The 16,744-nt window shown below is 41.9% G+C and carries 9 protein-coding genes; 1 reads left to right on the forward strand and 8 read right to left on the reverse strand.

What is annotated here, in order from left to right:
- The 8 genes from BHV72_RS02320 to BHV72_RS02355 form a co-directional block, all read right to left on the reverse strand.
- On the reverse strand, positions 1-756 hold a 756-nt coding region (locus tag BHV72_RS02320; RefSeq protein ID WP_286854111.1), incomplete at its 3' end, for a heparinase II/III family protein.
- Between the two features lie 16 nt (positions 757-772).
- The gene (locus BHV72_RS02325; protein WP_286854114.1) at positions 773-2,062 is read right to left on the reverse strand and encodes a DUF4995 domain-containing protein; all 1,290 of its coding nucleotides are present in this window, start codon (positions 2,060-2,062) and stop codon (positions 773-775) included.
- Positions 2,063-2,185: 123 nt separating this feature from the next.
- A complete protein-coding gene (locus BHV72_RS02330) occupies positions 2,186-3,952 on the reverse strand; it encodes a RagB/SusD family nutrient uptake outer membrane protein (protein WP_022402187.1) in 1,767 nt (588 codons plus the stop codon).
- A gap of 25 nt (positions 3,953-3,977) precedes the next feature.
- A complete protein-coding gene (locus tag BHV72_RS02335; protein WP_061412115.1) occupies positions 3,978-7,184 on the reverse strand; it encodes a SusC/RagA family TonB-linked outer membrane protein in 3,207 nt (1,068 codons plus the stop codon).
- Between the two features lie 255 nt (positions 7,185-7,439).
- Positions 7,440-7,883: a cupin domain-containing protein gene (locus BHV72_RS02340; RefSeq protein ID WP_016272381.1), complete on the reverse strand. Its 444-nt coding sequence runs from the start codon at positions 7,881-7,883 to the stop codon at positions 7,440-7,442.
- A 29-nt stretch (positions 7,884-7,912) separates the two neighbouring features.
- Positions 7,913-9,034, reverse strand: coding sequence for an aldose epimerase family protein (locus BHV72_RS02345; protein WP_061412159.1), 1,122 nt, complete (start codon positions 9,032-9,034; stop codon positions 7,913-7,915).
- Between the two features lie 16 nt (positions 9,035-9,050).
- On the reverse strand, positions 9,051-13,088 hold the full coding sequence (locus BHV72_RS02350) for a hybrid sensor histidine kinase/response regulator transcription factor (protein ID WP_022402190.1): 4,038 nt from the start codon (positions 13,086-13,088) through the stop codon (positions 9,051-9,053).
- 37 nt (positions 13,089-13,125) lie between these two features.
- Entirely contained in the window at positions 13,126-15,027 is a 1,902-nt protein-coding gene (locus tag BHV72_RS02355; protein ID WP_286854129.1) for an ulvan lysase-like protein, read from the reverse strand.
- A 250-nt stretch (positions 15,028-15,277) separates the two neighbouring features.
- On the opposite strand from BHV72_RS02355, the gene BHV72_RS02360 reads away from it, so the two are divergent.
- Positions 15,278-16,744, forward strand: a 1,467-nt coding sequence (locus BHV72_RS02360; protein ID WP_286854132.1) for a sulfatase family protein, incomplete at its 3' end; no start/stop codon positions are given.

The raw sequence follows: 16,744 nt of genomic DNA on the forward strand, positions 1-16,744 counted from the left end.
AGCTTCAAACAACAAGTGGTTACCCTGATCCGAGTAATTGCCAAGAATATGCAGTGCATGCCGGTGATAATTAATCAGAAATTCAGTCAAGAACTCCGGAGTGAAAGCCTTTGAAGAAACGAACAACAGGAATTGCAGCGTTTGATCCTGCAAACGGTTGCTCACCTCCAGAGGACGCCATGCAAAGCGTACATTTTCCGCATTTCCCTTTACCTCGCCTGCGCTGACCAGTTCGTATTCTTCTTTCTCTACCGCTGTCAAAGGATTCTTTTTAATCCAATCCATATATTGGTATGCCCATTCTTTAGCATATTTCTCGTCTCCAGAGATTCGATATGCCTTACCCATTGGGGTGAACCATTTGTGGCGGTGCAATTGCCAGCGCAACTCATTGTCTTGTACCGGCCAATATTGCCAGTTGATATCTTTGCCGTAATTATAAGAAGGCTGATATCCTTTGTGCACAAAAAACGTATGTTCCAAGGCATCATCCGCCCATTTCTGTTCTTCCTTGGAGATCTTGATATTCTGCATATCGATATCGGGATGTCCTATGCCGGTACGTTGGCGGTAATAGTCCAATAAGGCTTTGGCAGCCTCATCCCATTGTTGTCGGTCACATGCAGCTTTCACTCTCTCCAATCCCGGATAATCCAGATTCAGTAAGTCGAAAGCTTCCTTCCGCAACTGCTGTGCTTCCGCACATAACACAACCAGCAGAAAAGTAAAGCTAAGAATATACTTTGTTATCTTCATGGTATATTAATTTTGTTTATAGCGATTTATAATCAATTCCTTTTACTTGCATATATCGGGTTAAAGCCTCCAGATAGTAATAATCGGCATAATTGATAGGTGTATCAATTTCAGAACCATTAGGCAATGAACCTGTAGAGTGCATCAGAATAAATCCCTGGTTGGTGCCGACTTTTGCCAAGTAAGCATCGGAAGAGAGAGACTTGAGCAGTTTCTCGGCGTAATCAAAATAGACTTGTCCGTCCTCTACAAGAGTACTGAGCTCTATCAGGGCAGAAGCTGTGATAGAGGCGGCAGATGCATCACGAGGCGTCTCCGGTGTGTTCGGGGCATCGTAGTCCCACAAAGGAATCGCATCGTCAGTCTTTACACGTTCCATGATTAATGCCGCGATATTTTGGGCTTGCTGTAAGAAGGCTGCATCTTTCGACTCACGATAACAGGATGTATATCCATATACTCCCCAAGCTTGTCCGCGCGCCCATGAGGAATCATCATTTTTCCCCTGATGCGTACATTTCATTTCTACGCTGCCATCGCTATTGTAGCTTACTACATGGTAGGACGAATGATCGTTTCTAAAGTGGTTTTTCATTGTTGTCTCAGCATGTCTCAATGCGACTTCTTTATACTTGGAATCATTCGTAAGATGATTGACGTAAAACAATAAGTCCAGATTCATCATATTATCAATAATCACAGGGAAATTCCACTTCCCAAAATCCCAGGAACGGATACAGCCTATGTTCGAGTCGAAACGACCGCACAAATTATCAGCAGTCTGTACCAATATCTGACGGATAGTGTCGGCAGGAGACAGACGGTGCGCATTACCATAACTGCAATTCACCATGAATCCGATATCGTGTGTACCTTTATAATCTTTCAACGGATATAGGTAATTCGTAAATTTCACCGCATCTTTTTTCAAGTCTTCTATACCAGTCAACTGATATGCGTACCACAAGTTTCCGGGGAAAAAACCGCTTGTCCAATCATAGATGGAACTGCAATATCTACGGCTTCCCAAGGCATCTTTCACAGGTTTCATCCGCAAGGAGTCTTTAAAAGTTACAGGCTCTCTTTGTAACTGGCTACAGAGAAAATCCATATTGTATCCCGTCCAGATGGAACGGGGCAACAAGACTGAATCCCCTACATCCGCCACTGTTTCTTCCAGTTGTTGCACAGAAGTGTCTATCGCGTTTTTCAACCAGCCGTAATCTTCCTTTGGTTGACTGGGTGAACAGCCAGAGAATCCCTGCAATGTAGCAACTGCGTAACAAAATAATAAAAATTTCTTCATAAATATATGCATATTCTATAGGTTATATCTGCTCAAATTATCATCCTTACATACAAGGATGGAGAAACAGTAAGATGTTTATACTTTCTCCATCCATTGTCAGTTCATACCCAGAAAATGAAATTACTCAAATCCCGGATTGTTTTCTCCATTCAAAGCCGCGTTCGATTGGATTTCGGCCAATGGAATGGGGTAAAGTTCATGCTTGCCTGTGGTAAAATTGTGGCCTGCTACGTAATTGGACTTAGCCCATTTCACCGGATTCCAATCTTTACGTGCAGCATCCGTTATATATTCATCTGGTCCCGGAATCCATGATTCCATATAGTTCTGAGCAGCTTTTAAAGATGCTTCCAGAATACCCCAGCGCAATAGATCATATTTACGTTGACCCTCGTAGCAAAGTTCAAAAGCACGTTCCCAATACAATGCTGTACGGAATCTGCCGGCATCATCACCATCCGGAATAAATGGCAAATCATACAATTTCGGAGCCTTCAACAAGCTTGAATAATTGGCTGTACTTATAGGAGTAGCACCGGCACGTACACGGACGTCATTCAATAATTTCCATGCTTCGGTTGTGTTGCCGATTTCGTTATAAGCTTCAGCTGCCATCAGAACAGCATCAGCATAACGCAACGGAGCATAATTGACGCCTGTATTGTTGGGATCCACAAAACCCGGAGCCATCCATTCTCTGCGCCATTTGCCCGGATATCTGTTCAGATTTTTGTTGATATCGGCAGAAGTATGCGATTTTTCCTGAGTTTCTTTATTTTTATTCCACTTGATAGCATAGTCCACGAAATTCACGTCACGACGTATATCCTTTATGCTTCCATCCTCATTTGACTCATAGAAAGACTTCCAATATGGTAATACCACAAAGAAAGCATTGGCACGTCCCATATAACTGCTTGTGCCGGGATAACTTCCCGGAGCATCTACAAGTGGCCCGTTGTAAGTTGCCCACACACCGGCATTGTCCTTCAAACCTTGGTTGGGTTCGAAAGCGATCTCCCAAAGAGATTCCTGATTGTCCAATGTCAGCTGAGAATAGTTCTTAAACAGTTGCTCATAACCACCTGCATAAAAACCATGGTAGCCTTCAGCCTTCAGAGCTTCCCATTCTTTAATCACCGCTTCAAAATATCCCTTTCGGGTAGTATCATCCGGACGGGTCAATTGACGCGATGAACAGTTCAGGCTATAGCCAGCGCGTTGCAAATAGACACGCATCAGTAAAGTATGGGCAGCACCGCTACAAGGTATTTCAGAAGAAGCCACTTCACGACCAGATTTCAAATATGTTTTTGCATAATTCAAATCTTCGATGATTTGGTCATAAATCAGCTCACGGTCGGTACGAGGTTTGGATGTATTAGCAAAACCATTCGTATATTCCGTGCTGAACGGTACATCACCAAAGAATTTCACTAGGTCAAAAGCTATGTAGGCACGGAGGAATCGAGCTTGCCCGTCAATTTCCTGCAGGTTTTTGTTTTCTGCAAAACCTGACATAGCCTCGATGCTGGCAATAGCCACATTGGCACGATCGAGAGCTTGGTAAGCACATCTCCATACACTAGCAATCCAAGTATTAGAAGCATTGTACAGATAGTGGGATATGTCACGGCGAGTTCCGTCCGAACCGGTTCCACGTACCATGAACATGTCGTCCGACCCAAAGAACGGCATGATATTTTGTCCATAATAGTCTGTAGTTTCAAGACAGTCATAGATTCCGACTACAGCCATCTGGGCTTTTCCTTCTGTCACGAAATAAGTATCTTTCTCGTAGAATGAGCTGGGCTTTTCAGTCAGGTCACAAGAAGTAACCCCTACAAGCATCATTGCGCCAAGCGCATATATCATTTTGTTTTTCATCTTATTATTCCCTTTTTAATTCTAATTAAAATGCTACGTTCACACCAAATACGAAAGAGCGGCTTCTGGGGTAAGCACCGAAATCGACACCGGGAGTTAACGCGCTACTCATGGTAGATACTTCCGGATCGAAACCGGTATAAGGAGTCCATGTAAACAAATTATTGCCCGTTGCATACAGACGCAATTTGGTCAGACCAATTTTATTTATCACTTTCTTGGGGAAGGTATACCCTAAAGTGATATTACTCAATTTCAAATAAGAAGCATCTTCAATGGCCCAAGAATGAATGTAGGTGTTGTTGGATCCGTTATCACCGAAATGAGCTACTGTTTTTCCCTGGTTCACTGCTGCCAGTTCTTCCGGATTCGTAATCAGTTCACCATTGGCATTAATAGTCACCCAACGATGAGCATCATCAGCTACCGACAGAACGTTTTTATTAGTAAGGGCAGTCTTGGTATTGGTCAACTTAGTAGCATTCAGTACTTCCGCACCATAGCTGTAAGTAAAGAAGATGCTCAAGTCAAAATCCTTCCAACTGAAAGTATTGTTGATACCGCCATAGAAATCAGGCAAGGCATTACCAATAATGGTCTTATCACTTTCAGTAATTTGGTTGTCTTCACTACCGTCCACGTTCTTAAATTTCCAGTAACCTGGCTGGATATTCTTCTTGTCGCCATGATAAGGTACACCGTCCTTCAATGTATAAGTTTTGGTTGTAGCATCGTAATTGAAGTCTTCCACCTGATACAATCCGTCAGTCACATAACCGTAGAATTGTCCCAATGGTTGATTTACTCCAATCTGATGGGATGCCCCCGCACCACTATAACCAAAGTTGGCCAGATACAACTGTACATCTTCACCTGTCAGTTTCTTAACCTTGTTCTTGTTGTGGGAGAAAGTAACCGAAGTGTTCCAAGTAAAATCTTTGGATACGATGTTTGCCGTATTGATAGTCAAATCCACACCCGAATTTTGAGTTTCGCCTGCGTTGATAACCATACTAGTATAACCGGAAGAGTTAGGCAGTTTGGCATTCAGCAGCAAGTTGCTACTGCGATTGATGTAGAATTCCGGCGAGAATGTGATACGCTGGTTCAAGAAACCAAAATCTATTCCTACGTTGAATGTCTTATTTGCCTCCCATTTCAAATCGGGATTAGGCACCTGACGAGAAGCATAGCCTGCTTGTGCACCGTTGCCATTGGCAGCAGTAACAGAATTCATAAGAGCAAGACTTTGATAACTACCAATACGATTGTTACCCGCAAGTCCATAACCGATGCGGAATTTTAAGTCGGAGAAGATTCCCAGATCCTTGATAAATTCTTCTTCGCTTAAACGCCATGCAGCCGAGAAAGCCGGGAAATATCCCCACTTGTTGTTCTTACCGAACTTGGAAGAACCGTCAGCACGGACTGAAGCAGTAAAAAGATATTTATCCATCAGGTTGTAGTTTATACGTCCAAAGAAGGAAAGCAATTTATCATCGTAGTTTTCACTGGAAGTGGGAACACCTGGAACACCCAGTGAGAGGTCTCCCAAACCTATTTCATCATTCGGAAACTGACTGGCACTTGCAGAAAAGCTGCGTGACCATCTTTCCACATATTCATGTCCGGCAATGACTGTAAAGTCATGAATTTTGTTTTTCCAAGAATAGGTCAAAACATTGGAAGTCTGAAAACTGCTATTTTCCAAATTAGTAATTGAACCTTGAATACTGGAACGCTTACCTGTAATAGACTCATCACCATAGAATACATCATTACGGCGAGTCTGATAGCGCATACCTACCGTACTACGGAAAGATAGTCCTTTCAGCAGCTTAATGGTAGCGCCACCATTGGCCTGGAAAGTACGCCATTCCCTATCGTTGAGCTCTTCTGCTGCCGAAATCAGCGGATTCTGCATAACGTTGCCATTATCATCTGCCAACAGAGGATCTTCGCCGTATAATAAATCTTCATCTACCCCCATAATACCTACTGTAGGACGATACTGCAAGATGTGCTGCATCTTGTTGAAGCGGTCACCACCTTCTGATGTACCCATGCCTTCCACACGCATCTGGTCGTAACTGATACGTGAATTTACCGTTAACCATTTGTTTATCTCATGATTCATGTTGAATGAGATGTTATGCTTTTTACTACCGCTGTATACCATAGCACCTTCTTCGTTGTAGTATGAGTAAGCCAGACTGTAATTCATCTTCTCCGTCTTTCCGGATACACCTACACGATAGTTTTGAGTAATAGCATTACGACCCAAGGTTTCATCTTGCCAGTCGATACCCTTGCGACCATTATATATGGAAGCGAGATCGCTGAACTTACCGTATCTCTCTTCCCATTTGGTCATACCATCCGCACCGGAATCTCCTGTACCCATTCTCCACAATGTACGTTCGTAATCCAATCTGGCAAATTCACCGGCATTAAGTACATCCAATTTGTTTGCAATCTTTTTGACACCGACATAACTGTCAAAAGTCACTGTAGCCTTGCCACCTGATTTACTACCATTCTTCGTAGTGATTACAACTACACCATTGGCACCACGAGCACCATAGATGGCAGTGGCCGAAGCATCCTTCAACACGTCAATGGTTTCAATTTCAGCGGGGTCGAGGGTAGACATACCGTCTTCACTGGGAAAGCCGTCGATAATGTAAAGAGGTTCGTTACTTTGTGTGATAGAGATACCTCCACGCACACGTACGGAAATGGAAGCACCCGGAGTACCTTCACTCTGCTGCACCATCACACCTGCCATGCGTCCGGTCAAGGCTTGTGTAACATCACTTACTGGCACTTTAGAAAGTTCTTTGCTGCTAACGGAGGTTACCGACCCGGTCAAATCTCTACGAGGAACGGCAGCATAACCAATTACCACAACGTCTTCCAGTAATACGGCATCAGCCTGTAGAGTCACATTGATTACACTTCGGTTATTGACTTTCACTTCTTGCGGAGTCATACCTACATACGAGAAAACCAATACATCTTTGGATGCATCATTCACTTTCAGAGTATAGTTACCATTTACGTCGGTAACTGTTCCAACACCGGCAACACCTTTAATGGTTACACTACCTCCAATCACTTCATATCCTTCACTATCAATCACCTTACCAGTTACTGTCAAACTTTGTGCGTATGCAGCCAAACTGACAAAAGCGAGGATAAACATTAAAAACAATTCTTTCAATTTGTACATAATAAATAATCTAAGGTTTAACTTTAGAATTTTTCTGATGACAAACATACGACAAGCACTAAAAAAAGTGCAAAAGTATTGTTTTTGTTACTTTTACTTTTACACTTTTTCCATACCAATATTGTTCACTACACACTATTTTTGTGCAAAAACAACTTCACAGATTACCACAAAAGGAAAATCATCCGATTAAGCAATAGCTTTATCTGCTTGGATTGCACGAAAAACAAATTGTACAAAACATCTTTTCAAGGCTTATTTCAAGAAATCAGCTCGTATCGGAGCAAAACAGTCAATCAAAACTCCAGGCTCCAGACAAACGCAGCCATGCAAAATATCCGGTTCAATATAAATACCGTCTCCCGCTTCCACAATCTTCTTTTCATCACCCACTGTAAACTCAAATTTACCACTTACCACATAAGTCGTTTGCGTGTGGTAATGCGTGTGAGGAGTTCCTATAGCCCCTTTCTCAAATTTGACTTTAACCAACATTACTTGCCCATCATAGCCCATAATCTGTCTGGCCACACCTTCACCTGCCGGCTCCCACGCTTTTTCTTTCTCTATAATAAAAGTATTGCTTCTTGTTTTCTTAATAGGACTATCAGGCACTCTATTATTGGCATTCAAACCCGTTACCGCAAAAAGAACTACTCCAATCATACATACACATCTTTTCCATGTTTTCTTTTTCATAATTAGTAAACTTTAGTTGATTAAATATATTATTCTGATATTGTTTCAAATTTATAAATAGTGACCTGCCGATATATTTCTCCCGGCAACAAACTTGTAGCAGGAAATTGAGGATTATTGGGAGCATCGGGGAAATGCTGCATTTCAAGACAAAATCCATAATATCTGCCATATTTCTTTTCACCATGACCAATAAGATAATCCATATTTGAATTTGGAATATAAAATTGCATTCCCGGTTCAGTAGTGTATGCTTTCAACACTCTACCGGATATAGGTTCCACTACGATAGCTGCCAACTCTAACGAACCTGGGTATTTATCCAGTCTATAATTCACATCATATCCTTTTCCCTTTTTCTGTACTCTTTTTTCCACCGATTGTGGAGAAGTATAATCATATACAGTACCCACCACAGGCATTAACTCTCCGGTAGGGATACCCATGGAATCTGTAGGAGTTATGGAATCCGCATAAATCCTATAAATATGATTCAACACGTTTCTGGTGCAACCTGTTAGATTAAAATAACTATGATTTGTAAAATTAACTACCGTAGGCTTATCCGTAGTAGCTGTATATTCCAGAACAATCTCATTATGATTAGTCAGTTTGTAAGCCATTGAAAGTTCCAGATTACCGGGAAATCCTTCTTCCAGATGAATACTGCTATATTTAAAAACCACAATAGCTGTATCTTTTACAACATAAAATGTATCCGTTTTAAAGATCCGATGACTAAAGCCGTTTGTTCCACCATGGATAGAATGCCCATTATTATTCTTTTCCAGGTGATAAGTCTGCCCATTCAAACAGAATTCCGCATTTTTAATTCTATTGGCAAATCTTCCTACCGTAGCTCCCAATTTTGGATGTCTTCCCAGATAACATTCCAGACTGTCAAATCCCAAAACCACGTGTTCAAAACGCCCTTGTCTGTCAGGAACAAAGACGTCCGTCAGCGAAGCGGCATAATTCGTCACTTGAACAGACATTCCGTTCGCATTTACCAATGTAAACATTTCTACAGTATCCCTTCCGCTAAGGATGCTACTGTTCTTAAATACAGATAGCTGGCATAAAGAGGTTTGCCCACACGAAACTGATAAACATGAGATAATTATTAACGCCCCAATTACACATGCCTTCATAACCAAGTAACTAATATCATTTCTTTCCATATTCTGTAGGCAAACAACCGATATACTTCTTGAAACGTGCCGCAAAATAAGAAGGAGTGTTATAGCCCACCATAAAACTGATTTCTGAAACGGTATACTTTCCTTCTTTCAATAACTGACATGCTCGGTTAAACCGTATCTTATGTATAAAATCAATAGCAGATTTTCCCGTTATCGCCTTTAATTTCAAATGAAGATTCGAACGGCTCATATTCATCTCACGCGCGAACTGTTCTGTAGAAAATTCCACATTATCCATATTTTTCTCAACAACAGCAATAGCCTTCCGCAACAGTTCCTCATCCATCGTATTGTTCGTAAGCTTTTCCGGTTTTATTTCCGTCATATTGGAATATCGCTCGAATATACGATAACGTGTACGCAGCATATTCAGAATCTTGGTTCTCAACACTTCCATAGAGAACGGTTTGGCAATGTAATCATCGGCTCCTACCTGTAAACCTTCCAACTGATACTTGATATCTACTTTGGCAGACAACATATAAACCGGAATATGGCAAGTACGTAGATTCTGTTTCACTAACTTGCATAACCTAACGCCATCCATTATAGGCATCATGACATCTGTTATAATCAAATCTACATCCTTGTCTTTCAGAATATCCAGCGCTTTTTGCCCATTCTCCGTTTCCAACATATCAAACAGCGCAGACAGACCGTTCACCAAGTACCGTCTCAGTTCCCTATTGTCCTCTACGACCAAGATAGTACCACGTTTACCGTTTACTTCATCCGTACTATCCTCTTCCCCGAACTTTTCGTCATCACCGATATAAATGTCATTTGCATTGGTGGAATATACACGTTGTTCTCCTTCATTCCCACTTCCTCCAAGCAACTCTTCTTGCGTATATACGGATTCATCCTGCGGCAGATAAATCGTAAAAGTAGAACCTTTACCAACTTCACTCTGTAGAATAATCCGCCCATGATGTAATTCCACCAGACGTTGAACCAATGAGAGCCCGATACCACTCCCTTCACGTCCATTTTCCACCTGATAAAAACGTTCAAAAATCTTTTCCTGCTTCTCCAATGGGATGCCAATGCCTGTATCTATCACTTGCAAGACAAGATTGTCACCTTCTATGTAAAGTTTCACAGTGATACTTTCGCCGACTTCGGTATATTTAAAGGCATTCGAAAGCAGATTATTTGCAATTAAATCCAGATAGTTCTCATCGAAAAGAACATTTTTATCTTGCAACTCTGTATAGAAGTTATAGTCTATATCCTTCCTTTTAGACAAACTTTCATAATTCATAAAACAGTTCAATATCCGCTTATAAGCATTGGAATACACAGCCCTGAGTTCAAATATCCCTAACTCAGCACGCCGGAAATCCATTAACTGATTAACCAAATGCAAGAGACGGTTGGTATTCCGCTGCACATAAAGCAACCGTTCATGCTCCCAATGCCCACTGATACGATCAAGTAATTCCTGCAAGGGCGCAACAATCAAAGTCAACGGAGTCCGTAACTCGTGCGAGATATTAACATAAAAACGGATTTTCATCTGGCTTATCTCTTCCCGCTTTTCTTTATCAAGCCGTTCCATTCGTATTTCAGCCTGCATACTCTTGCGTAGCCAGAAGAAGCGTACGATACCGAACACCAACAAAGCAAACGACAAAGCAAACAAGGAAAGCGCCCACCAAGTAGAATACCAAACCGGCAATATATGTATATGAAGTATGGCGGGTTCCTCATTCCATTTACCATCATTGTTTGCTGCTTTTATACAAAAAGTGTAATCCCCTGCCGGTAAATTGGAGTAAGAAACAAGGCTGATATCATTCTGCTTATACCATACATTATCATATCCCTCCAGTTTGTAGGTAAATGTATTATGTTTACCCGCTATATAATTGGAAACGACAAAAGAAATGGCGAATGAATTCTGAGATGAAGATAAAGTTATACGATTCACGTATGTAATACTTTCCTTTAAGATTCCGGTTTCATCATCCGGTAATACCTCCTTATTATGAACAAATAATTTATTGATTACAGGTTTGGGAGCATAAGGATTATCAATCAACGTTTCAGGACGGAATGAAGTAATGCCGTTGACTCCACCAAACAACATGTAGCCATTGTCTTTTCGACAATAAGCCCCAGCATTAAACTGGTTGCCTTGTAATCCGTCCATAATCGTGAAATTACGAAACTTCCCACTCTCCGGATTCAGGCAACTCAACCCTTGATTCGTACTTATCCATAAACGCCCGTAAGCATCTTCCAGAATTCCATAAATAACATTACTCGGCAGACCGTTTTCTGTGGTATATTGCAGGAACTGCTTATCACTCTCTTTCAAAGCAAACAATCCGTTACGTGTTCCAATCCACAGATATCCGGAAGATGTTTCATAAAAACAATTCACAAACGCTTGCTTCAACACAGAAGCTATCTGAAAATCCGTATTAGGGAGCAAAGAGGTACCTACCTGGTTAAAAACAGAAATTCCCATTTCTCCCCCAGCCCATATACGTTTCTTTGAGTCACAAAACAACAAGCGATTGTATTGCTGCAATTTGTGCCCGTCCTCATCTACATCAACAATCGTAAAGTTGCGTTTATCTATATCAAAATGCAATAAATATTCCAGCGATGCCACCCAAAGCCCCCCATACCCGTCTGAAATGATAGAATAGATATTATTGCTCGGCAAATTGCTATTGTGACGATTATAATATTCTATGTAACCGGATTTACGATGCAAAACCATCATTCCTCCGGCATGTGCCCCCACATATATTCTATCTTGTACCTCATCTACATACACCGTCTTGATATCCTTGAAAGGTACATCCAGATTGCCCGAATTGAATAGATAATTCTTATATAGCTGAGAGGCATTATCATAGTAATTCAAACCGCCATCGCTCGTGCCAATCCACAAATTATGCTTGTTATCCTCAACAATGCAACTGACCACATTATTACTGAGTGAGTTCAAGAACGGGACATGTTTGATACGCTGGAAACGGTTACACAAAGGATGATAATAATTCAGCCCTCCCCAGTAAGTACCCAGCCACATGCCACCCTGCGAATCTCTGAAAATACTCCGGACCGAATTCTGCGATAAACTTCCTTCCTGAATCTCAGAGCTTTTAATGGACGAGAAACAGTCTGATCCCTCCTTGTAGATATTCAATCCACCATAGGTTCCCACCCATAGGCGATTCTCTGTATCCAGTGCTAAAGAACGCACATAGTTTGAGTTCAATCCTGATTTCCCATCTTCATAACGATAATTCTTCAGCTCCTTTGTCTTCATGTCGTACAGATAAAGTCCATCTCCCTCCGTAGCCAGCCATATTCTATTAAACATCTGGCACAGAATGGCATGAACCCGGATGCCGGCAGGCATATCCACCAGTTTCTCCAAAATACCGTTTGACAAAGTATAAATATATACACCTTCCTCAGTACCTATATAGATACAATCATCCTGACGTACCAAAGCTGCCGGCTGCAATCCATGCAAAGAAGAGGATAATGTATCCGAAAGGAAACACTCTTTCTTTACATCAAAAAGCAGAATGCCTTCGGCAGTACCCAACATCAACCAATCTTTTTTTATCGGGATAATACTGGTCACAGCTACGTTCAAGCCATTTCTCTTATAATAATAATTGGAAAATTCATCTTTATAATGATTGTAAAGAGACAACCCCTCACGAGTTCCTATCCAAATCCGGTCTGAATCATCCATTGTGATGCAACGGGATATATCGCTGGCAATACTATTGGGATGGGTATATTGATGGCGATATACAGTAAAGTTGTAACCATCATATTTATTCACACCATCATACGTCGCAAACCATAAATTCCCTCCCTTATCCTGATTAATCGCAAAAATCGTACTATGCGACAATCCTTCCTCCAAACCAATATGGGAAAAGTGAATATCTTCAGTGATATCGGCATTCAACATGTAGGGGAATAATACTTCTAAAAGCACTAACAAATATTGCTGTATTTTCATGTTTGTAATCTATTATGAGGCAAATAAATAAAATACATTAGCAAAAGTAAATATTAATCTGTATTTTCTTGCCAATACTTTCCGGTATTATTCGCAAAGGTGCAAAAGAGAATCCTGGAACCGGATTAAAGATTCGTCCATCACTATCTGTCGGTGCTACATCTATATATCCTGCTTCGCAAGTGATGTACAATATCTCCTTATTTTTTTTTATGGAAGCTTCTCGCGTACTTATCCTCACCTCTTCTTTGGGCGACGCGATAACTGGCAACACAAGGTAAGCCGAGTCATTGCAACGTTCCACGCTTATGCTCACTCCTTGTTCTGAAAATGCATAGTTCACCTCTACCAGTACTTCTCCCTGCTTTGGAGACTGTTGATTGATATCAACCAAATGAGAATTTACATTGAATCGGCAGAACCCGTTTTCTATAAAACAAGTAATGTCCGTATTCAAATCGTCCAGATTACTATATGCAACTCCATCCTGAGTCAATTCAACCCGGGGGGTACCTCCCATCAGATATTTACGGACATTGTCCTGCATATTGGGAGCTTCAATCAGTTTATACTGGTTCATAGTCGCAGCAAATATAGGTCCTGCCTGAGCATGCCACAACAACGAAAGGGCACCTCCCATTGGATGAGTCCCTTTCACTTTATATTCGGCATCATATCCGGTAAATGTGGCACGCCAATCTCCTTGGGATAAAAGCCACGTACGAATATCCTTAAAATGCTTCACTCCGTAAACGGAGTCACGGGGAAGCTTTTCCAAAGAAGTCATTTTCACAGGAGGCAGTTCCAAAAAAGAAGCCAACGCCTTGGCATGCCCAAATGTATGATGAATACAAGGAGAAACACCGGATGCAAAATAATGCATTCCTCCATAAAGAAGTCCACCATGAGTAGCCTTACTCAATAAACGGATATTGCGGCGAATGGCTTCCAGACATTCCGGATGACGGGCAGCAGCCATCAGATAATAACCTCCCATAAAGCCATCACTGGTACGCCCGCCCCAATAAGTCCATTTAAAGCTTCGTGTTCCCCAACTGTTGTCCCAAGCGCCATCGGGTAACATAAACTCAAGATGAGTTTCCATAGAACGTTCCACAAGCGAAAATAGTTCCATGTCGTTTGCCATCACTGCATAATATGCCATATTAGGCAGTGATTCTTCTACATTATAAAGCAAATCTACCGGACGGCAACCGTTTGGAGTTTCTGAGGCGATATTAGGTCCCTCGCCATACAAGAAACAGTCATTCGCGGTAAAATATTCTTTTAATCCGCGAGCTATCTCTCCGGCTTCCTTCTTAAATTCAGGCCGATTGCACATCTCACCGATAGCGTATAGTGCATAGGTTGCCGAAGCAGAATAGTTTACATTCATATTTCTCATGCCTTCTCGCCTTCGGCTATAAATGAAAGGATTGTTCATCATAAACTCACCAGCCTCTACCAATCGCTGTTTCCAATGATGATGGGTTGAATCATCCAATAGATGTCCGTGATAATGCAAAGCTTCATAAAGAGCAATCGCTGCAAATACCGTCGTACCGTTCCAATCCGATACATGTACATCGTTCATCCATGACCCGTCCGGACGGTGTACATTCTCCATCCACGCCATCAAGCGCTTGGCTCCGAGCAAATATTTTTGGTTCCCGGTCTTTTCTGCCAAATACATCAAAGGAAGTACGGCATCACCTATACGTCCATGCATACGGGCACATGCAGGGCACAAGACTCCTCCATCAAGTGCGGAATCGGAACAAGTGTACTGATAAGCCAGAAAAGCATCCATCCATTCCGTCAACAGCTTATCCGCTTCACTACGCAATGAATCATCAAAAGAGTTCGCATTTACATTCCGTGCTTGTCCTGCCAAAGATGATACACAAAACAGCACCATCATAAACAACATGTTTTTCATATCTCTTTCATGGTTAGATTTTAATGCTCAAAGTTAGTCCTTTGTTATCAGTATTTCACTCTCTTTTTATTCAATATCATGCCAATGGGCGTTTAAACCTCTTGTAATATTGTTGAATCAATGCTAATATTGTTGAGACCTCACTTGCCAAAACAATATTGGTACACTTTTAAACATAAGGAAGTCTCGGTTAAACACAAACGGACTACTTTAGCTGCGGGAAACAAATGTTCTTAATTCTTAATGCCTTATGAGACACCTACCTTTATTAATGTGTACTGCCTTCTGCGGATTGTATTCCACACAGACAAAGGCGGCAGACACAAAAAACGAAAAGCCCAATATTCTTTGGCTCACCTTTGAAGATACTAGTGCATACGAATTCGGTTGCTACGGCAACAGAGGAGTACATACTCCCAATGCGGACAGCCTTGCCGCCCGCGGCATACAGTTTATGAACGCATGGTCCGTAGCTCCCCAGAGCTCGGCTGCCCGTTCTTCACTGATTACCGGATGCTATTCAAGCACTTACGGCATGGACATCCATCCTGTGCCCTACGATACACCTGCTGACATCTTCTTTCCACAGAAATTACGCGAAGCCGGATATTACTGTACAAACAACAGCAAGACACACTACAACTCTACCACTGACAATAAAATATGTTGGGACGAATGTAGCAACAAAGCCTCATACAATAGTCCCAAACGAAAAAAGAACCAACCCTTTTTCGCTGTATTCAACACGGTAACCTCACACATGGGACGCATCCGAACTTTCCATACAGACGGACGCAGAGATTACACACGGGAAGGCATATACCCGGCACTGCTTTCATTGCCTGCTTATGTTCCCGACTTGCCGGAAGTACGTTCCGACTATGCCGGTCATTTAGAAGCAGTACAAGACGTGGATACCTGGCTGGGATTCTTCCTGAAAGACCTGAAAGAGAAAGGCTTGGATGAAAATACAATTATATTTTTCTTCAGTGACCACGGCGGTTGTATACCCCGTGGTAAAGGATATTTGTACGAAAGCGGTCTAAAAGTACCTCTGATTGTCTATTTCCCGCCCAAATGGCAACACCTGGCCAAGCAGGCTTCAGGCAAAGAGTACAGCTTGGTCAACTTCACGGATTTAGGGCCTACCGTACTTAGTCTTGCAGGGGTAAAACCACCCAAACAGATGCAGGGCAAAGCACTTTACGGCAAGTTTGCAAACAAAGAAAAACGCCAGATGCAATTTGCATTAGCAGCCAATCAATTGCATCATTTCATGCCGGTACGCGCCGTTACCGATGGGCGTTTCAAATATATCCGTAGTTATATCCCCTATCGTCAGTTTGCCCTGCGCAATTATTATCAATGGGGAATGCCTTCCAACAAAGCATGGGATAAACTAGTATTGGAAGGGCATAATACCAACCCTAACTGGAAACTGACTTTCGAAGCCCATCCGGCAGAAATGCTGTTTGACCTTGAAAAAGATCCGGATGAACTGCACGACTTATCCGGTACTCCCGAATATGCAGAAATCTTGTCCAAAATGCGCCAAGCACTATCTGACCATATTCGTGTCACCGGTGATTTGGGGTTCTTCCTTCCCACTTCACGCACCGGTCATATTCTTTACGACAAAGTGCGCAAGGAGAAATATCCTCTGAACGAACTTTATACTCTTGTTGAAACAGCTGGAACAGCAACCACCGCCTCTCTG

The sequence above is a fragment of the Bacteroides sp. 43_46 genome (assembly GCF_001915455.1).
Taxonomy (GTDB): domain Bacteria; phylum Bacteroidota; class Bacteroidia; order Bacteroidales; family Bacteroidaceae; genus Bacteroides; species Bacteroides caccae.